The organism is Actinomadura spongiicola (assembly GCF_003432485.1).
GTDB lineage: Bacteria > Actinomycetota > Actinomycetes > Streptosporangiales > Streptosporangiaceae > Spirillospora > Spirillospora spongiicola.
Genome location: NZ_QVNQ01000006.1, coordinates 471543 through 490718, shown reverse-complemented (window position 1 = coordinate 490718; position 19176 = coordinate 471543). Strand labels below are relative to the sequence as shown.

The following is a 19176-nucleotide window of genomic DNA, read 5'->3' as shown; positions in this document are numbered from 1 at the left end:
GAGCGGCGTGGCGACCGACCCTCGACCCCGGGTGTGCGGGCCGGTCCGGGGGTGTTCGTGATCTGTCAGTAGGCCGGTGGGACCACCGCCGTATCGTCGTCAACACATTCGAGGAGCTTGCCGTCCTGGCGTATGGTGCACCATTGATTCTCGGCCCAGACCCAGTCGCTGTCCTTGGCGATCCGCATGTTGACCGTCCCGGTCATGTACTGCCGACCCGCGCATTCGTGGGGTGCGCCCCGGCACGACTGCTGGTGCTGGACATTCAGGGCCGTGCACCATCGCCGGTTGCATTCGGCATTCTTCTGCGGGCCGATCCACCAGTTCTGCATTTGCAGCCGCGCGCCGGACTTGATCTGGTCGATCCATCCATTATCGCAGGTCGCATCGCTGTTGGCCGTCTCGTCAATGCCGGTCAACATGTATTCCGACCACTCCCAGCGGCTGATGAGATTGATGCGGTGGACGCATTGCACCTCCACCCGGGCCCGGGTCGAACGGTTGTACGCGGTGTACCGCCGCTTTCGCGGCGTCGGCAGGCCGCTGGGGACGTTGCGGTCGTGCCTTGCGACGCCCTTCACGGCGACGCCGGTGCCGCGACCCTCCCACCACGCGTTCCACAGAGCCCATTTCTGGGCCACGGTGCCGTTACACGTCCATACCCGGAGCTGGGCGCCGTCCACGGGTTCACCGTTGGGGACGTCCAGGCATCGTTTGGTGAGCGGGTTGTACAGCACCCCGTCGGCACGTTTCGTCCAGGTGGTCTCGGGGGTGGCCGCGCAGCCGCCGCCGGTGACCTTGTCGCCGTTCTTGGCCGGGTTGCTCGGCACGACCCGGAGGCAGACGACCCCATCGGCACCCAGCGCCTGCACCTGGCCGTCCGTGCGAGGCAGCCTGAACCCCGCTTCGCCGTAGCACTGCCTGGTCAGCGTCCCGATCTTGCCGTTGTCGCGGGCGCACAGGTAGCCGTCACCGACGGCGGACATGAGCAGCCCGGTGGGATGGCCGGTGCTGCTCCACAGGGTGACACCCTGATCGTCGATGCTGATACTTCCGTCATCGTTGCAGTTCAGCCGGGCGTTCGGGTGGCCACGTGTCGGTGACGTCCACTGCGCGACGCCGTCCCCCCGGGCTACCACGAGCTGTCCGTCGGTACCGAACCGGAGACTCCAGTCTCGGGGGCGGCGGCCATGCCCTTCGGTGCGCCAGCCGCTTCGGGCGACAAGCCCGCCTTCGAACCACCACAGGAACTCGCGGTGGTTCGCACTGATGCACAGGGGTTCGAAGCGGTCGCTGTAGCGCCGGCTGTATCCCGCGCCGGCCTCCAGACCGGTGCCGGTACCGCTGCGCCAGAGCAGCTTGCCGCCTTCGGTGATGCGCACGTCGCCGTCGTCGCGGCATTCGAGACGGGCATCGGGATGGCCGTTGGTGCCCGACCACCACACCTGTTTACCGCCCTTCCAGATCACCAGATTGCCGTCGGCGTGGAAGTGCAGATATTCGGGGTCGTCGGCGGCGGCGAGCCGGTACCGGGCCGTGGTCGTGTCGTACACCTTGAGGAATCCGCCGCCCATGCGCAGGCGCGCCTTGCCGTTCGGGCTGTAACAGGGGTAGACGACCGCGCCCGCGCCGATCCTCCACCAGCGGTCCCGCCTGGCGTCCAGGTACGTACGCGTGGTGGACGACTCCACCCATCCGGCCAGGTCGTCGACGCGGGTTCCGGTCGCCGCACCGGTGGCGTCCTCGGGTGCGCCGTGGCAGCCGCGCAGCCCGGACGAGGTGTGGACGGCGACCAGTTCCGCCTTGCCGTCCCGGACGCGGTATTCGGGGCCTCCCGCGTCGCCTTCGCAGATGGCCGCCTTCTCGTCGCCACTGAGGCTGACCGTCGCACCGTCCACGCTCTGGACTGTGAAGGCCGCGGCATGCGGACCGTCCGGCACCCACTCGGTGGCGGTGCGTCCGTACCCGGAGCCGGTGAGCTTCTCCCCCGCGGACGGCGGCGTCCCGGCGATCGGGACGAAGCCGTCGGCGTCCCAGCCGTCGATCTCAGCGAGGACCAGATCACGGTCGGGGTGCGTGATCACGGTCAGAACCGAGGCCCTGAGACCGGTCTTGCCGGAGGTCAGGTCGACGCGCCCCACGGTGGCGAAGGTACCCGCGGGGACCGGCACCTCGCCTTTACGGCCCGCGGCGGAGGGAAGGCAGGATTTGGCGGTCAACACCCAGTTCGGCCGCACCAGGGCCCCGCTACAGGCCCGCTGCGCGCCGAACTGTAAGCGGACCGTGAAGCCGGGGTCGCCGGTGACCTTCCGCCCGCCGCCGATCGCCCGGGCCGCGGGCGGGGGCGCGGCGAGCGACGCGGTCAGGACCAGGCCCATGAGGACGGCCACCCAGCGCCACGGGAGGCGCGCGACGCCGCCGGTCACGCCGCCGCCTTCGTGCGCAGTTCGATCAGGGTCTCCGGGCCGTTGTCGGGATCGGCGCCCTGCCCAACGGGGGTCCATTCGTCCGGGCGGATGTCGTAGGTCTTCTTGTTTCCGGCCTCAGTGGTCAGGATCGCTTTCACTTGGTGCCGGTCACCGTCACCCTTGATGGAGTAGGTGTCGGGAATCTTCACGGCCAGGAACCCGTCGGTACCCGGCCACGCACGGGCCGTGAAACAAAGCAGGCCATTGGTGGCGGAGCGGACCTGGAGCAGGCCGGTCGGACCGCATTCGGTGTATTCGATGAGGCCGTTGCCGCCGACCAGTTCGATGCCGCGCTCTGAGCCGATCTTCTCGGCGTCAGGAGGCGTGCCGGTCTCGACGATTCCCTGCTGACCGGGCGGCGGGGCTGACCTCGGGGGCCCCTGTGGCGGATCAGCCGATGCGGCGGCCCGCCAAGCGGGGTCCACCAAAGCGAACGCGGCCAAGACGACTGCGATGCCGATTTTTAACAGTGCGATGGCGCTGGCACCACGACGGACGGACATAAGGTCTCCTGACTGGGGAGTTTCGGGAGGATGACGACGAGAGTTCGGAATGACCCTCGTCGTGATCATGAGGATTCCACGGATGCCAGTCAAGGCATCGTCCGCCCGCCGTCGATCGTCCGCAGGACGGTGCCGCCGCCCGTCGGCGAGGCGACCCGCGAACCGACGGTGGCGAGGCCGTGGAATCACGCCGCCGCCCCGGTCAAAGTCAGCCGCCGGGCCAGTCCGGCCCCGGCGGTCTCCGCGCGGTGCCCGGCACCGCGAGGGCTACGAGTCGATCTTGATGCGGAGGCGGCGGAAGCCGCGGCCCTTGTTCTCGACCTTCGCCACCGTGATGTGGCCGATCTGCTTGGTGGACCCCACGTGGGTGCCGCCGTCCGCCTGGGTGTCGAGGCCGACGATGTCGACGATCCGCACGTCCTGTACCTCGGGCGGTACCAGGTTCGTCGCCGTCCGGATGATGTCGGGGATCTCGAACGCCTCGGCGCGCGGCAGCGTCCTGATGTCGATGCGCCGGTCGGCCTCGACCTCGGCGTTGCAGGCGTCCTCGACGGCCTGCTTGAAGCCGGGCGGGACCTCGCGCAGGTCGAAGTCCATGCGGGCGGTCAGCGGCTCCATGTTGCCGCCCGTGACGAGGCAGCCGTAGTCGCGGAAGACCACGCCGCACAGCAGATGCAGGCCGGAGTGGGTGCGCATCAGCGCGGTCCGGCGGGCGTCCTCCACGGCGCCTTCGACGACGGTGCCGACCGGCGGGACGGGGTCGTCCTCCACCGGGATCAGCGTCAGGTCGTCGCCCTTGCGCACACCGGCGATCCGGGTCTGCACACCCTGCCAGAGCAGGACTCCGTGGTCCGGCGGCTGCCCGCCGCCGCCCGGGTAGAAGGCCGACCGGTCGAGGACGATGCCGTCCGGCCCCGAGTCGAGGACGATCGCCTCCCACTCCCGTAGGGCCTGGTCGTCCAGTTCCAACCGGGTCGTCCGCCCAAGTTTCTCCATTCCCTCACCCTAACGACGCGCACGCGACATCGTTGCCGAGGGAACCAAATCACCAGGGTCCGTACGGGCCCGAGTGGGAGTTGCCTCCGTTGCGCTTCTTGAACGGGGCGACCGCCGGACGGACGTCCGCCAGGTAGACGGAGGCGGCGATGAACGCGGCGACCGGGAGGATGCCCAGCAGCAGCGCGATGGGGCTCGCGCCGAGCGCCGCGGGGGCGACCGCGTAGGCCCCGCCGACCACGACCGTGACGATCAGCACGATCGTCCACATCTTCTTGCGCCACTTGCCCGCCGCGCTGAAGGCGCTCTCGGGCACGGTCAGCGAGTCGATCAGCGCCCACGCCTCCATCACGAACGCGATGATCAGCAGCAGCCAGAAGAAGTAGTCCAGCACGTTGAAATCCGACATCGGCGATCAGCGCTCCTCGTCTCGGACGGCGACTCCACGTCGATACCCCAACCCTATGCGTGCCGTCCACCGGAAAACCCGGAGGCGGGCAACCGGTCCGTCAGGGCCCGGCCGCGTATTCCGCGGCCAGGCCCTGACGAGATCGCGCGCTCAGGCGCCGGTCTTCCTGGTCGTGGACCGGGTCCGCGTGCTCCTTCTCGGCTGCGGCGCCCGTGCCTTCGGCCTGGCGTCGGCCGCGGTGATCTCGGCGGCCTCGGCGGCCTCACGGTGCACGACCTTCTTGCCGCGCTCGGCGAGTTCGTCGATGATCCCGACGGCCCGGATGCCGACGTGCGTGGCGTAGGCGACGGCGGCGCCGGGCAGCTCCCGGGCGTCGACGCGCTCCTGGTAGCGGGAGACCTCGCCGCGGTAGCGCGCCACCCTGCCGCGCACCTGCACGCGGTAGCGGTCGACGGTCTCGCGGACCTCACCCTGGTACTTCGTCGCGGTCTCCCGGGCACGGCCCTGGTACCTGGTCATCTGCTCGGGAACCTCGCGGAGCTTCTGCACCGCGAGGTCGCCGGCGCCGGCCACGGCGTACACGGCCTTGTTCTCTCGCAGATTGCTGGCCAGCGTCATCCGACCTCTTCCTTTCCGTCCTGTCTCGGTGTGTTCGTTTCGTGTTCGGGCGCGTCCGGGGCCGGCGTGGCGCGCTCTGCCGAGAACACGCCGGCGGCCTCGTTCTCCTTCAGGAACGACGCGTAGATGTCGAGCAGAACCTGCTTCTGCCGCTCCGTGAGGAGGACGTCGCCCCGGACGGCGGTGTGCACGTCCGTCTCGACCTCGCGGTCTTCGAGGATCCCGGCCTGCACGTACAGCGCCTCGGCGGAGATCCGCAGCCCCTTGGCGATCTGCTGCAGGATCTCGGCGCTCGGCTTGCGCAGGCCGCGCTCGATCTGGCTCAGGTACGGGTTGGATATCCCGGAGACGTCCGCGAGCTGACGCAGCGAGATCTTCGCCCGCGTCCGCTGTTCCCGGATGTACTCCCCGATCGAGCCGACCTTCGAACCTGTCATATCCCCACCCTGCGTCAAAGTGCTTGCAATTGCAAGCGGACGGCTAGCGCAGCTCAGGGTGAGTCCGCTCACGTGGGTGGGGTCAGCTGACTCTGGTGGGTGGGGCCGTCCAGGTGTTGCAGGCGGCCAGGTCGCGTTCGTTGTAGCCGGTGACGACCCAGCCCGCGTAGTGGCGTCCCGAGCCGTGGTCGCGTTTTTCCGGGGGCAGGTGGTCCTCGCCGCGGCCCCGCAGGTCGACGATCATGGTGGTGTACTGCTCCTGCGTCATCGGCAGGGTCTCGCGCTCCGCGCCGAGGAACGCGCCCGCGAGGCACTGCGCCTGGAGTTCGATGCGGCGGCTCGCGTCGTTGCGGGTGCCGGTGTCGGCGGAGTCCATCCTGCGGTCGGCGTAGAGAAGGATTCCCGCGCGGTCCTGGACGTGGTGACCGTACTCGTGCGCGATGACCCGCGCGAAGACGGCGTAGTTCGACAGCGGCTGGTCGCCGGAGGTCTCGACGACATGCCGGAGCCCCACGTACATCGTGTTGTTGGCCGGGCAGTAGAAGGCGGACGCGCCGGACGCCGGGTAGGTGCCGCACGGGCTGCGGCCCGGTTCCAGCCAGAACACGCGGTCGGGCTTATCGAACCGTATTCCGGCCTTCTGGAACTGGCGCGACCACGTCACGTCCAGGCAGTCGCTCAGTACGTCCATGAACTGGCGCATGGACTCCGCGGTCGGGTCGATCTGGGGCAGGCGGCAGTTCACGGGCGTCAGGGCGCCGGTCGCGTAGAGCCTGTTGCCGGTGGCGCTCTCGCGTGTGGGCGTCCCGCCTCCGGACGAGGCGGTGGGACGGGCGCCGGCGGCGCCGTCCCGCGCGCCGAGGAGCGTGAGCCCGAGGATGCCGAGCACGACCAGCGCGGTGAGGCCGCCGAAGATGCCCGCGATCGTCGCACCGGTGGAACGGCGTGGCGCGGGACGCGCGTAGTGGTACGGCGACCCGACATACCGTCCGTGCGGTGGGGGCGGATGCGGCGGGCCGTACCCGGAGGGGCCGTGGCCGGGACTGCCGTACGGCGGCGCCGGGGGGCGCGACGAAGGGGGCGGAGGGTACTGACCTGCCATAGGAGGGCATCATCGCACGCATTGCCGATACCATTTGCGGCCATGTCTGCTCTTGCGGCAATGTTCCGGACGCGGTCGGTGGTCGTGACGGCGTCGACCACCCTGCTGGCCACAGGGCTGGCCACGGGGCTGGCCACGGGCCTGCTGACCGCCCTGACGCCCGCGTCCGCGGCAGGGGCCGAGCCCGCGTGGAACCAGGCCGCCGCGGCGGAACGCGTCCTGAAGGACGAGGCCGTCCTCACCCCGGGTCAGGGTGGTGTGACCCATGTGAAGGAGACCATCCGCTACCGGTTCGCCGGGCGACAGGGCTTCAAGCGGACGTATCCCACCCGCAGCCATGAGAGCCTCACCGAGGACCGCGTCTACAAGATCCAGAATCTGCGGGCGAGCAGCCCCGACGGCGGGCCCACCAGGGTCGACACGTCCGAGGACGACACCAGGACGACCGTCGAGGTGACCGGCGGGGCGAAGCTGACCGGCGACCGCACGGTCGTCCTGGAGTACGACCTGCGCGGCGCGATCACGCCGATGGGCGCGGCGGAGGAGCTGCGCTGGCCGGTGATCGGCGGCTGGAAGGTGCCGCTGGACGAGGCGCGGGCGACCGTGGACGGCGGCACCGCCATCCGCAATGTCAACTGCTTCACCGGACCGATCGGCAGCATGATCGGCTGCACGCAGTACTACATGAACCACACGCACACGCAGGGCGTCTTCGCGCAGCAGGGGATGCTGCCGGGCGAGTACCTCGTGGTCGTCGCGGGTCTCCCGGCGCGCACCACCGGGGGCCGCGCCCTCTACGAGCGGCGCCACACGGTCGCGACGGCGTTCTCCGTCAACGCCGTCACCGGTTCCGCGCTCGCCGGGCTGCTGGTGCTGCTCTGCGGCGGCGTCGCGGTCCTCTACCTGCTTCGCGGACGCGACGCGCGGGTCGTCGGGAAGAAGGCCGCCGAGGGTGATCACGCGCCGGTCGCCGGGACGGAGTTCGAGCCGCCGGACGGGGTGCGTCCCGGCCAGATCGGCACGCTGATCGACGAGCAGGCCGACGTGATCGACGTGACGGCGACGATCGTCGACCTCGCCGTTCGCGGCTACCTGCTGATCGAGGAGGAGGACAGGGCCCGGACCGGGCGGCTCGACTGGACGCTGCGCCGTCTCGACCGCCCGCAGGTCGATCTGCTGCCGTACGAGCGGATCCTTCTCGACGCGCTGCTGACCGCCCCCGACGGCTCCACACGCGACGCGGTCAAGTTGTCGCAGCTCGGCGGGACGTTCGCCACGAAGCTCGCCCAGGTCAGGTCGGCGATGTACGAGGACGTGGTGAAGCAGGGCTGGTTCGCGCGGCGTCCCGACACCGTCCGGTCCCGCTGGACGATCGCGGGCATCGTCATCACGCTGCTCGGCATCGGCGGCACCGTCGCGTTGGCGCTCACCACCGAATGGGCCCTCGCCGGGCTCGCGTTGATCATCGCGGGTGCGGCGCTGGCGTACGGCGGCCAGTACATGCCCGCGAAGACGGCGCGCGGCGCCACGGTGCTCGCGCACACCATCGGGTTCCGCGCGTTCCTGGAGCGCGGCACCATCCCCGAGAGTGACGTGTACGGGGAAGGCGGCATCGCGTCGCGGCAGCGGATCGCGCTGTTCTCGCGGTTCCTGCCGTACGCGGTGGTGTTCGGCGTCGTCCCGAAGTGGGCGGAGACGGTCAAGGACGCGGGCGAGCGGGCCGAGGGCGCCGACAACCTCTACTGGTACGAGGGCCCGGCCGAGTGGGACCTGTCGAAGTTCGCAGAGTCGATGCGCGTCTTCACGCTGGCCACGTCCGGTTCCATCTCCCAGTCGCGCGGAATGTGAGCGCCGGAAGGTTAAAGATCTGACGGGGGGTACGGGTGGGGCGAGGAGGTGTCCCTCATGCTCGCCGCTCCCCTCTCCGCGGGCTCCGTCGTCGCCGACTCGACTCGGCTCGGGGACGCGTACTTCATGGCCATCGGGCCCGCGGTCATCTTCGCGGTCCTGCTCGCCTGGGTCTTGATCACGCTGATGAGCGGGCGGAAGCCGCCGCCCACCAGGCACAGAAGCAGCGGCCTGCCGCATCGTGGGCCCGTGCAGGGCGGGGTCATCTCGGGCAGCCCAGCCCAGCGGACGCGCCGTGACCCGGCTCCGTCGGTGACCCACCGCGAGGTCTTGGCCGACATCGACCGCGCACGCGCGGAGGAACACGAAACAGCGGAACGCGAACCGACGAAACGCCGCTTCGGTCGCCGCAAACCCCGCTGACCCCCCGCCACCACCGCGCCCGCAAGAACGCGACGCCCGCCGGAACGGTCATTTCCCTCGCCCCATACCCCCGGTCCGGCGGGCGTTGTTCGGGCCCGCCGTGGTCGTCCGAGACCCCTCCCGGCGGCCACCGCGGGTCCCGGGGCGTTTTGTCCGAATTCCTCCAAGTAAGATGTCTGACGTCTTACTGAGGGGGGTTCCGGTGGGTCTGAGTCCCGTTCCCGGCGGGTCGACCGTCGACGCCGTGCTCGACCAGCTTCAGGCGCAGGTCAGCGACGGCACCTGGCCGGTCGGCACGCGCATCCCGGCCGAGACGGAGCTGGCGGCGCGGCTCGGGGTGAGCCGTCCTGCCGTCCGGGAGGCGATCCGGGCGCTGACGCATGTCGGGGTCCTGGAGGTGCGGCGCGGCGCGGGGACGTACGTCCGCACGACCGCGAACCCGCGGCCCCTCCTGAGCCGCCTGGCACGAGCGTCCATCCGGGACTTCTTCGAACTCCAGCTCGCCTACGACGTGCAGGCGGCCCGGCTCGCGGCGCGCCGCCGCACCGACGCCGACCTGGCGCGGCTGGAGGTGCTGCTCCGCGCCCGCGACGAGGCCACCGAGGCGGACGCGTTCGGCGCCGCCGACACCGCCTTCCACCTCGGTGTCGCGGAGGCGTCCCGCAACCCCGTGCTGATCGAGGCGATGCGCTACTTCATCGACCTGCAACGCGAGTCGATGCGCGCCGTCCGGCTCGACCACGAGATCCCCGAGGCCGGTCCGGGGCCGCACCGCGCCGTCCTGGACGCGATCGCCGCGGGCGACCCGGAGGCCGCGGCGTCGGCGGCCGCCGCGGTGGTCGAACCCACGCTCGCCGTCCTGGAGAGCCTGGTCGAACGTGACGCGCGGGCCGAACGATGACGCCGCCGAAGCATCGGCGGGCCGGGACGGTCGGGGCGCTGCTGCTGATCGTCCTGGTGGCGATCAACCTGCGGCCCGCGATCGCGATGGTCGGGCCGGTGCTGACCGAGATCAGCGATGCGTTCCATCTGTCCGGGACGGCGGCCGGGGCGCTGACCACGCTGCCGCTGGCGTTCTTCGGCTCCTACGGCCTCCTCGCGGCGTTCCTGCGCCGCGCGCCACGCAGCGAGACGCTGCTGGTCACCGCGATGGCGCTGCTCGTCACGGGGTTGTTGCTCCGGCTCCTCGACGCCCCCTTCCCCCTGTTCGCGGGGTCCCTGATCGCCGGGATCGCGATCAGCATCGGCAACATCGCTATGCCCGCCGTCATCAAACGGGACCATCCGGAGCGGATCACCACGGTGACGGCCGTGTACACGCTCGCACTGTCGGGCGGCGCGGCCGTGTCGTCCGGGCTGGCCGTCCCGATCGAGGACTGGTTCGACGCGAGTTGGCGGCTGCCGCTCGGCCTGCTGGCGATCCCGGCGGCGTTCGCGGGCCTGATCTGGCTGCCGAAGGCGCGGCGGGCCGCACACGCCGCGCGGTCGGCGCCACCCCCGGCGCCCTCGCGGGAGGTGGCGGCGCTGGTGTGGCGGTCGAGGCTGGCGTGGCAGGTCACGGCGTTCATGGGCATCCAGTCGTTGCTGGCGTACGTGACCTTCGGCTGGCTCCCGACGATCTGCCAGGACCGCGGAATGGACGAGTCCGCGGCCGGATACGTCCTGGCCATGACGGCGGCGGTGCAGGCGGTCGGGTCGCTGGCCGTCCCGGTGCTGGCCGGCCGGTCACGCGACCAGCGTCCCTTGGTGATCGCCGCCGTGACGCTGACCCTGGCCGGGTTCGCGGGCATGGGCTGGGCGCCGATCGGATCGGCGTGGATCTGGGCGGTCGTCCTCGGCATCGGCCAGGGCTTCGGCTTCACGACCGCGCTGGCGTTCATCGGCCTGCGCGCCCAGAACACCCGGGTCGCGGCGCAACTGTCCGGAATGGCGCAGGGCGTCGGCTACGTCATCGCGGCGGCGGGCCCGCTCACCCTCGGCGCGCTGCATGACGCCACCGGCGGTTGGAGCGTTCCGATGGCGGTGGTCGTGCTGATCAGTGCCGTCCTGGCCCTCCCCGGCCTGGCGGCCGGACGCGACCGGACGATCGGCAACCCCACCCCACCCGCCCCAGAAAGGATTAACTCCGCCTTTATCGGACACATCCCTAAATAACCCCATGCCAGGCCGAATAAGCTACCGGGAGGTGGACCGACATGCTTTCCACGATCCTGGCCGATCCGGCGTTGGCCGAGACCGCGCCCCGAGGTCCGATCTGGTGGGCGTTCATCATTCCCGTCGTGGCCGTCATCGCGCTGGTCGGCCGACTGTGCATGACGGTTCTGGCGTCGTCCCGGAAGATCCACCCGGAACGTAGGAACGACCAGCACAACCATCGCGGGATGGAACAGGGCGGCACGTACACCTACCGGCCCGGCATGTTCTCCCACAGCTACCCGCCGAGCCGGGAGTCGCAGTGGGAGGAGTTCCGCAAGGACAACCCGCAGCCCGGCCGGGAACCGAAGAAGCCCTGGCCGGACGGCGTCCTGTACGAACAGACGATCTTCAAGGAGGAGTTCGAGGAGCTGAGGGAGCACGGGGACGACCCCCGCCCTACCGCGTGAAGACGCCCGGCACCGCCCGGACAGCCCCCACCATTCCCTCCCCACCCCGTACCTCGACCACCGCCAACGCGTCCGGCACCTCCACACCGAGCGCCCGCAAGAGCGCGACGGTGACGGGCGTCCGCGCCCGCATCGCCCCATCATCGATCTTGACGGCCCCGGCACGCCCATCCGCCAACGCGAACGCGTCCACCCCCTCCGCGCCGCACTTGACCACCAGCCCAGGAACGGCGTCCATCAACTCCCGCTCCTCACGCCGTGTGCCGGACGTCCACTGCGGATGCGTCCGCATGGCATCCACGACCCGCCATTCCGCACTGTCCGGCCCGCCCTGAACCAGAGCCCGGAAAGCCCGCGCGACCCCGACCGTGGACACGGCGAACAACGGCGCCCCACACCCGTCGACCCCGACCGCCGCGACCGGCTCACCCGCCAGTTCCTCCACGGTCTCCCGCACGGCGACCTGCAACGGATGATCGACGTCCAGATAAGAGTCCGTCGACCACCCCGCCGCCACGCACGTGGCAAGCATCGCCGCATGCTTCCCGGAGCAGTTCATCCGCATCCGCGAGGCCCCACCACCACTGCGCGCCCGGTCATGTTGCGTCTGCGGATCGAGCGGCCAACTCTCCGGACACCGCAGATCACCGGCCACCAGCCCGACCCCGGCGAGGATCTTCTCCACGCCCTCGACATGAAAGTCCTCCCCAGAGTGGCTCCCCGCAGCAAGCGCCAACAGCTCACCGTCCAACTCCAACCCACACCGCAACATCGCGACCGCCTGCATCGGCTTGTTGGCCGACCGCGGAAAGATCGGCGCCTCAACCTCCCCCACCCGCACGGCGACCGCCCCATCCCCGGCGAGCCCCACGGCCACCCCCCGATGCCGGGACTCCACAAACCCGGACCGTTCCACCTCAACCAACACAGGATTGCTCTCCACCGTCCCCCCTCAAGCCCGACCACCACCCGCCCCTACCAACTACCCACCCCACCAGCACGAATGCCCTTGATCACAAACCTTTCATGAGCAGGAGGGCGTAAGCGGCGAGCGTGGAGTCGTCGGTGATGCGGCCGTCGTCCACCATCGCGACGAAGTCGGGACGAGACACCCAAGCCTGGCGCATGTCCTGCTCCTCCACCTCCCGGTCATGCTCGCCTTTCTCCAGGTCACTCGCATGGAAGATGTTGAAGCCTTGCCCACTGCTCCCATGTGAGCAATGCAAGTAGCCCAGATGACGCAGCGTGCGAGCCCGCAGGCCCGTCTCCTGGACCAACTCAAGCCGCGCCAATTCTTCGGGATCCGCCTCCTGTCGATCGGGCAGAGTCCCCTGCGGGAAACTCCAGGTACGTTTCCCGATCGGATACCGGTACTCCTCCACCATGTGAAAGCCGTCGCCCTCGACCGGGATGACGAGCGCGAAATCCGGCTTGTGAACGACCCCGAAAATCCCCCGGGACCCGTCCGGCCGCTCAACCTGATCTTCCGTCACGGTCATCCAACGATTCTCGTAAACAACCCTGCCGTCCAACTTCCTGATCACGCCGCTGATACCCCGCACCGCCCTCTCCCAGAACGATCTCGTAGAACACGATTTCATCAGGTCGAATCCGGCGCACTCTATGAGTCATGATGGTCACGCATGGTAGACCTACCGTAGGTGCACCAACTGCTGATGCTGCTAAGACTCAGGCGGCGACACAAGGATCTCGCCACCCATACAAGGGTGACGGCAAGCGAGGAAATTCGCGATCGGGGACGTCATGCGGCGCCTGGAAGCCTGGCCGCAGCGCCACGGGCGGCGCGTTCCGCCAAGCCGTGTCCGTGCTTTTCGCCGTAGGCAAGAAGGGGTTCGGCGGCGGCGCGGTGCCCACAAACTCACCCTCCTCGAACCGCCGGTGGCCAGCCCGGCGGGCACCGTGTACCCGCGCTACGGGCTCGCCGACGGCACGCCCGCGACGTGGGTGTTCAAGTGGTCGGTTCAGTGGTGGCGTTGAAGACCTTCGCGGACTCGTTCTCCTGTGCCAGGCGCCGCAGGGCGGCCAGGAGCGCGTCGCCGAGGACGGTCCAGAGGACGACCGCCTCGGCCATGCCGTCGGTGGTGGTGCGCCGGGCGATCTCTGGGAGCTCCGCCCTGGCCAGCGCCTCGGCGGCGTCGGCGTAGTGGTCGAGCATCGCCAGCAGGTCGTCCTGGCCGAGCCGGTGCAGCGCGGCGACGGTCTCGGTGAGATTGAGCAGGGCGGGCCCATCGGCCTTGATCGCCCAGTCGCGACCGGCGAGCAGGCCGCTGACGGCGGCCTGGGCCTTGCCCCATGCCTCGTCGTCGACGGTGTGCGGCCGGACGGTGGTCGCCGCGTACTGGGCCTTGCCGAGCGCATCGCGGACGTTGCCCGCGGCGTCGAGTGCGGCCAGCGCGCGCTTGGCCGTGGCGACCGGCAGCCCCCCGACCTCGATCAGCGCTCTGGCCAGCCGTAGCCGACGCAGGTGCTCATCGGTGTACTGCGCCTGGTTGCGGTTCGTCAGCTCGCCTGGGGGGACCAGTCCCTCGCGCATGTAGTACTTGATGGTCGGTACCGGGACCCCGCTGCTGCGGCTCAGCTCGGCGATCCGCATGGATTCCTCTCCCCTCGGCGTCGCCCTCGTGTCGGCTGGGCAGGGTCCCGCTCCACCGTCCCTACAATAACGTCGCGTCAGGCGGCCTGAGCACTGCCGGGGAGTGGCTCGGCGGGCCGGTGGAGCGAGCTCGACGGGGTGAGCGTCGCGGCCACGACGGCCAGCGCGAGGATGGCCGTCGCCGCCCACAGCACAGGCCGCGACCCGGCGACGAACGCGTCGCCGCCACCACCGACCCCGGCCTGTTCCGCGAAGACACCCGACACGACGGCGATCCCGAAGACACCTCCCACCTGGCGCCTTCTCCTCCAGAAGTGGGAGAGCTCCGCTCCGACCAGGGACTTCCCCGCACGATCCATTGTCGTCCCGGTGGAGCTCCCGACCGAAGCCCTTGTGCCACCGGGTAGCGGCATGGACAATGGCGCTATCAATAGCGGTAAGTGCTGCTATCTATAGGAGCTGTGATGTTCGCGCGTCTTGGCCGGGTGGCCGCCCGACGCCGCTGGTGGGTCGTCGCCGGGACGGTCGTCCTGGTGATCACGGCGGGCGTCTGGGGCACCGGCGTTTTCCGGTCCCTGACCGGCGGGTCGGGCTTCGATGATCCGAACAGCGAGTCCGTCCACGCCAATCAAGTCCTGGAGGGCCCGCTGGGACGCCACGTCGCCGATGTCGTGGTCCTCTACCAGGACCCGACGAAGACGGTCGACGACCCGGCCTTCTCCGGACCCGTCCAGCGCGCGGTGGCCGGGCTGCCCGCGGGCTCGACCAAGTGGGTCCGGACCTACTGGTCCACCCGCGACACCTCGTTCGTCTCCCGTGACCGGCACGCGACGTATGTCGCCCTCCAACTCCCGTCCAACGACGAGCAGGAACGCGTCGAGCAGCTCAAGGCCCTCAAGAAGAACTTGCAGGTGCCGGGCCTGAAGGTCACCTTCGGTGGTCTGACGTCCATGACGCAGCAGGTCAACGCCCAGTCGCTGCGGGACGTCGGCCGGGCCGAGCTGTTCTCCATGCCACTGCTCCTGCTCCTGCTCGTACTGGTGTTCCGCAGTGCCGTAGCCGCCCTGCTCCCGTTCGTGGTGGGCATCGCGGTCGCCTTCGGGTCGCTGGTCGTGCTGCGGCTGGCCACCTTCTTCTCCGATGTCTCCACGTTCGCCGTCAACGTGGTCACGATCTTCGCGCTCGCGCTGACCATCGATTACGGGCTCCTCATCGTCAACCGATTCCGCGAGGAGCTGGCGCGTGGCGTGGGAGTCGAGGACGCGGTGGAACGGACGGTCGCGACCGCCGGCCGCACGGTCCTGTTCTCAGGACTCACCGTGGGCGCCTCGCTGACCTGCGTGATCGTCTTCCCTTCCCGGTTCATGCACTCGATGGGGTATGCCGGAGTGGGCGTCGCCCTTTTCTCGGTGGTCGGCTCGCTGACACTGCTGCCGGCGCTGCTGACGTTCGCCGGGCACCGGGTCGACTCGCTGCGAGTCCCGCTCCCCGGCCGCCGTCGCCAGGTCACTCCGGGCGCCGTCGCTCACGGTCGCTGGTACTCCTTGGCCCGCGCCGTGATGCGGCGTCCGCTCGCGGTCACCGCCGCGGTCGTGGTCCTCCTGGTGGCGCTCGGCCTTCCCTTCCTGAGCGCGAACTGGGCCCGGCCCGGCGACTGGGTCCAGCCGAAGAACGGTGAGGCGAGATCGGTCACGCAGGCACTGGGAACGCGCTTCGCCGCCGACCCCGCGAAGGTCATGACCGTCGCCGTCGAGCTCCCAGGGCCCGCCGACCAGCCGGGGACACGGGCGGCCCTGGACGACTACGCACGCCGCCTGGACGCGGTCCCGAACGTGACCGGCGGACGGGTGACCGGTACCGCCGGCGCCACCGCTCGCATCACTCTCGGCTACTCCATCGACCCGATGTCGCGCGCCGCGCGCACGATGGTGTCCGAGGTGCGTTCCGAGGCCCCGCCGCAAGGTGCCCGCGCGTCGGTCACCGGCATGCCCGCCTCACGGGTCGACATCGTCCACATGGTGTCCTCGCGGTTGCCCTGGATGCTGTTGTTCGTCGGCGTGGTCTCGTTCATCGTCCTGTTCCTGGCGTTCGGCTCGGTCGTGCTGCCGCTGAAGTCGATCGTGCTGATCCTGCTGTCGCTCTCGGCCGCGTTGGGCGCCATCCGCCTGATCTTCCAGGACGGCTATCTCGACGGCCTGCTCGGCTTCGTCCCGATCGGAGCCGTCGACGTCAACTTCCCGCTGCTCGTGGTCGTGATCGCCTTCGGGGTGGCGATGGACTACGAGGTCTTCCTGATGGCCCGCATCAAGGAGGAGTGGGACGCCACCGGCGACCTTGAGGAGTCGGTGGCCGCGGGCATCCAGCAGACCGCCAAGATCGTCACCAGCGCCGCCCTGCTGCTCTGCGTGGTCGTCGGCGGGTTCGTGTTCTCGCAGATCACCGTGATGAAGATGATCGGTGTGGGCGTGGTGCTGGCCGTCCTGGTCGACGCGTCCCTGGTGCGCGGCCTGCTCCTGCCGGCGACGATCAAGCTGGTCGGCCCGCGCGTCTGGTGGGCGCCGCGACCGCTGGCGCGCTGGTGGGAGGGGCGCGGCGGGGAACACGACGAGGCGTTCCGGCCGTGGCCGGTGGGGGACACGGGCACGCTTGCAAATCCGGCAGGGCAGCCGATCCGCAACGAAGTCGAAACTGGAGGCCAGAATGCGTAACCATCGGACCCGAGGTGCGGCCGCCCTGGTCGGCGCCGCGACGGCGCTGATCGCGGCCGTGGTCGCGCCGCCCACATCCGGCGCGTTCGCCGACCCCGGCGTCACGCCCCGCTCAACGGACGTCGTGGGCGTCGGCGCGGACACCACCGAAGCACTCTTCGACCAGTTGGCGTCCGATCACAACGCGACGCGGCACGGGCGCCGCCTGTTCAGCTGGCGGACGCACGGCTCCGCCACCATCAGGCCCAAGGCCGGATGCCGGCCGATCACACGGCCGCCCGGATCATCTCAGGGGATCGACGCACTGATCGCCAGGCAGGTGCTGCCCGGTGGGCGGCCGTGCATCGACTTCGCGCGAAGCATCCGGCCCCGGCTTCCCGGCGACCCGCCGAACCTGAGGTTGTTCCCGTTCGCGACCGACGGATTGACGTGGGCGGCCAATACGGACGGAAACGCTCCGGACTCGCTCACCCCGCCCCAGTTGGCGGACATCTTCACCTGCCGCGTGCGAACCTGGGACCGGGTGGGCGGCACCTCGGCCGACACGATCCAGCCGATGTTGCCGATCGTCGGCCCGGGCATCACCTACTTCCTCAACCAGCTCGGCGTGGACAAGCTCGGGGACTGCGTACGGACCGGTGTGCCTCAAGACCAGGGCACCGACCCGCTGATCGCGGGAAACCCCAATGCCCTGGTGTGGTATTCGATCGCGAAGTACCTCGCACAGGCCGAGTACGGCCACGACGACCAGCACGGCGCGCTGTCCCTACGGATGATCCAAGGTCTGGCCCCGGCCGTGCGGAACCCCGCGAGCGGCCGTGTCGAGATCAACGCGGGCCAGGTCGCGGGCGTTCCGGCGTTCCCGTCGACGCTGATGATCAAAGAGTCGGTGGCCGTGCTCGCCGGGCCGGACGGAAGGCTGCCGCGCGGTCCGGCTCGCCTGTTCGCCGGTCCGCACAGCTGGATCTGCTCCAGTCCCCGGGCGCAGGCGAACATTGCCGAGTACGGCTTCCTGCCTCTCCGCGGCGATTCCTGCGGGAAGCCGGAATGAGCAGGGCGGGGATCCGCGCTCGGACATGACCGATCCGCAGGACGTTCGGCAACGGGTGGAGGGGACCTTCCGGCAGGGGCGCGGATCTCCCGGCCGCCCCCCGGGCCTTCGTTTGGGCGGCATGTCGCGTCTAAAGACGAGTGGGGTCTCCGGTAGATGGATCAACGACCAAGAAGACCATCAATACCGGAGACCTCGTGCCCAGCGTATCGATCGGAGCGCGCAAGTACCTGACGGATCGGCAGTGGCGGACCTTGGAGTCGCTGCTGCCGCGTGGTGCTCGCCGTGGCAGGCCGCCAAATGGTCGAAGTGCCGTCTGACGTATCCCGGGGCGGTAACCCCGGGATACAAACCATCCAAATTAGGTCAGGTCGTAGTCGCCGCGCCGGATCTCCTCGAACAACGCCGCCATCGCCATAACACTGAACTCTTGGCGTGGACCTTCCGGGTACTTGCTATCTCGAGCACCAATGCCGCGAGGGGATTTGACCAACTCCACGCAATGCGCTCCCCCATTGCCACTGTACGACGACTTTCGCCATCTCATTTCCATCGTTCAACTACCTTCACTATCAACTCAACTGACTGGTCCACCGATAGGGCTTTATCGCGAATTTCCTCCCAGACATGTTCCATGATCGATACGTCCTCAGGGTATTCTAGGACGTCTCCGCTGAATGCGTCATCCACATAAGCAAATCCTCGACCGTCCATGGTGGCGATGTCGAGATTTCCGGCCAATCCAGCGTATTCGCCTACACTCGTCGGCACGACGTTAATCCGAACGTTCGGTTGTTCGGCTACCGCCAGCAACTTGACAAGCTGATCATGCATCGTCTCAGGCCCGCCGATCGGTCGATAGAGTGCGAATTCATCCATGACCGCGACGATCATTGTATCACTCTCGGGACATATGATCTCCTGTCTCTCCATTCTCATCTGTATCTGCTTGTCTATATCTGCCACACGCCTTCCGGACGACGCGATGACCGCGCGTGCATATTCTGGCGTTTGGAGAAGGCCGGGGACAAGAAGTGGATGGTATGAGCGAATTAGCGTTGTCTGCTCTTCGACCTCACGCCACTTGTCCATGTACTCCGGCGCTCGCTCGTCCTTAACGAGCCCCCTGCCGAGCTCGGCCAGGAGATCTTTCGTGTCGAAGATCTCGTCGAGGCGCTGGAGGTCGTCTGGCTGCGGGACGCGGCGTCCGCTTTCCCAGGCTTTGACTAGGGATTCGCTTCTATAGACCAGTTTGGCCAACCCCGCAGGGGACATCTCCTTGCCCGTTTCGGGATCAATGACCGATACGCGAAGGCGTCGGATCTGCTTAGCAAGGAATGTGCGAGGCGTCATGCGGTTGTTGGCCATGAGCGGATACACCTCGATACGCCGGGGG

General features: G+C 69.1%; 20 protein-coding genes. 7 read left to right on the top strand and 13 right to left on the bottom strand.

From position 1 onward, the window contains the following. Positions 1-65: 65 nt before the first annotated feature. From D0T12_RS21995 to D0T12_RS21965, 7 genes are all read right to left on the bottom strand, one after another. Positions 66-2426 carry a trypsin-like serine protease gene (locus tag D0T12_RS21995; RefSeq protein WP_158581582.1) on the bottom strand — a complete coding sequence of 787 codons (2361 nt, stop codon included), beginning with the start codon at positions 2424-2426 and terminating at the stop codon, positions 66-68. Continuing rightward, positions 2423-2971 (bottom strand): hypothetical protein, encoded by a 549-nt coding sequence (locus tag D0T12_RS21990; protein WP_117401520.1) that lies wholly within the window; start codon positions 2969-2971, stop codon positions 2423-2425. Before D0T12_RS21990 ends, D0T12_RS21995 begins: the two co-directional genes overlap by 4 nt. Positions 2972-3238: 267 nt before the next feature. Continuing rightward, positions 3239-3967 (bottom strand): alanyl-tRNA editing protein, encoded by a 729-nt coding sequence (locus tag D0T12_RS21985; RefSeq protein ID WP_117401519.1) that lies wholly within the window; start codon positions 3965-3967, stop codon positions 3239-3241. A 49-nt stretch (positions 3968-4016) separates the two neighbouring features. After that, on the bottom strand, positions 4017-4376 hold the full coding sequence (locus D0T12_RS21980; protein WP_233526213.1) for a DUF2516 family protein: 360 nt from the start codon (positions 4374-4376) through the stop codon (positions 4017-4019). A 150-nt stretch (positions 4377-4526) separates the two neighbouring features. After that, positions 4527-4994 (bottom strand): hypothetical protein, encoded by a 468-nt coding sequence (locus D0T12_RS21975; protein ID WP_117401518.1) that lies wholly within the window; start codon positions 4992-4994, stop codon positions 4527-4529. Further along, positions 4991-5431, bottom strand: coding sequence for a helix-turn-helix domain-containing protein (locus D0T12_RS21970; RefSeq protein ID WP_117401517.1), 441 nt, complete (start codon positions 5429-5431; stop codon positions 4991-4993). The genes D0T12_RS21975 and D0T12_RS21970 overlap by 4 nt, the downstream gene beginning before the upstream one ends. An 82-nt stretch (positions 5432-5513) precedes the next feature. Continuing rightward, complete coding sequence (locus D0T12_RS21965; protein ID WP_117401516.1) at positions 5514-6533, bottom strand: neutral zinc metallopeptidase; 1020 nt, start codon at positions 6531-6533, stop codon at positions 5514-5516. Positions 6534-6575: 42 nt separating this feature from the next. Between D0T12_RS21965 and D0T12_RS21960 the strand changes: the two genes are divergently transcribed. From D0T12_RS21960 to D0T12_RS21940, 5 genes are all read left to right on the top strand, one after another. After that, complete coding sequence (locus D0T12_RS21960) at positions 6576-8381, top strand: DUF2207 domain-containing protein (protein ID WP_233526212.1); 1806 nt, start codon at positions 6576-6578, stop codon at positions 8379-8381. A gap of 57 nt (positions 8382-8438) precedes the next feature. Continuing rightward, positions 8439-8804, top strand: a complete 366-nt coding sequence (locus tag D0T12_RS21955) for a hypothetical protein (RefSeq protein WP_117401514.1) — start codon at positions 8439-8441, stop codon at positions 8802-8804. Positions 8805-9006: 202 nt separating this feature from the next. Then, positions 9007-9705 carry a FadR/GntR family transcriptional regulator gene (locus D0T12_RS21950; protein WP_199487603.1) on the top strand — a complete coding sequence of 233 codons (699 nt, stop codon included), beginning with the start codon at positions 9007-9009 and terminating at the stop codon, positions 9703-9705. Further along, positions 9702-10958, top strand: a complete 1257-nt coding sequence (locus tag D0T12_RS21945; RefSeq protein WP_117401512.1) for a CynX/NimT family MFS transporter — start codon at positions 9702-9704, stop codon at positions 10956-10958. Before D0T12_RS21950 ends, D0T12_RS21945 begins: the two co-directional genes overlap by 4 nt. Before the next feature lie 41 nt (positions 10959-10999). Next, the gene (locus D0T12_RS21940) at positions 11000-11407 is read left to right on the top strand and encodes a hypothetical protein (protein ID WP_117401511.1); all 408 of its coding nucleotides are present in this window, start codon (positions 11000-11002) and stop codon (positions 11405-11407) included. Here the strand turns inward: D0T12_RS21940 and D0T12_RS21935 are convergent. The 4 genes from D0T12_RS21935 to D0T12_RS21920 all read right to left on the bottom strand — a co-directional run bounded on the left by D0T12_RS21935 (position 11397) and on the right by D0T12_RS21920 (position 14314). Continuing rightward, a complete protein-coding gene (locus D0T12_RS21935) occupies positions 11397-12350 on the bottom strand; it encodes an asparaginase (protein ID WP_117401510.1) in 954 nt (317 codons plus the stop codon). The genes D0T12_RS21940 and D0T12_RS21935 overlap by 11 nt on opposite strands. Before the next feature lie 70 nt (positions 12351-12420). After that, positions 12421-12906, bottom strand: coding sequence for an NUDIX domain-containing protein (locus D0T12_RS21930; protein WP_233526211.1), 486 nt, complete (start codon positions 12904-12906; stop codon positions 12421-12423). A gap of 470 nt (positions 12907-13376) precedes the next feature. Next, entirely contained in the window at positions 13377-14021 is a 645-nt protein-coding gene (locus D0T12_RS21925; protein ID WP_117401508.1) for a MerR family transcriptional regulator, read from the bottom strand. 77 nt (positions 14022-14098) lie between these two features. Next, positions 14099-14314, bottom strand: a complete 216-nt coding sequence (locus tag D0T12_RS21920) for a hypothetical protein (RefSeq protein ID WP_117401507.1) — start codon at positions 14312-14314, stop codon at positions 14099-14101. Between the two features lie 171 nt (positions 14315-14485). On the opposite strand from D0T12_RS21920, the gene D0T12_RS21915 reads away from it, so the two are divergent. Together D0T12_RS21915 and D0T12_RS21910 are read left to right on the top strand one after the other, a co-directional pair. Continuing rightward, positions 14486-16729, top strand: a complete 2244-nt coding sequence (locus D0T12_RS21915) for an MMPL family transporter (protein WP_117401506.1) — start codon at positions 14486-14488, stop codon at positions 16727-16729. Next, positions 16722-17780 carry a PstS family phosphate ABC transporter substrate-binding protein gene (locus D0T12_RS21910; protein WP_117401505.1) on the top strand — a complete coding sequence of 353 codons (1059 nt, stop codon included), beginning with the start codon at positions 16722-16724 and terminating at the stop codon, positions 17778-17780. The genes D0T12_RS21915 and D0T12_RS21910 overlap by 8 nt, the downstream gene beginning before the upstream one ends. 361 nt (positions 17781-18141) lie before the next feature. Here the strand turns inward: D0T12_RS21910 and D0T12_RS21905 are convergent, their stop codons facing one another. Both D0T12_RS21905 and D0T12_RS21900 read right to left on the bottom strand, forming a co-directional pair. Then, the gene (locus D0T12_RS21905) at positions 18142-18327 is read right to left on the bottom strand and encodes a DUF397 domain-containing protein (protein WP_199487624.1); all 186 of its coding nucleotides are present in this window, start codon (positions 18325-18327) and stop codon (positions 18142-18144) included. Continuing rightward, positions 18324-19148, bottom strand: coding sequence for a helix-turn-helix domain-containing protein (locus tag D0T12_RS21900; RefSeq protein WP_147339591.1), 825 nt, complete (start codon positions 19146-19148; stop codon positions 18324-18326). Before D0T12_RS21900 ends, D0T12_RS21905 begins: the two co-directional genes overlap by 4 nt. Positions 19149-19176 lie beyond the last annotated feature (28 nt).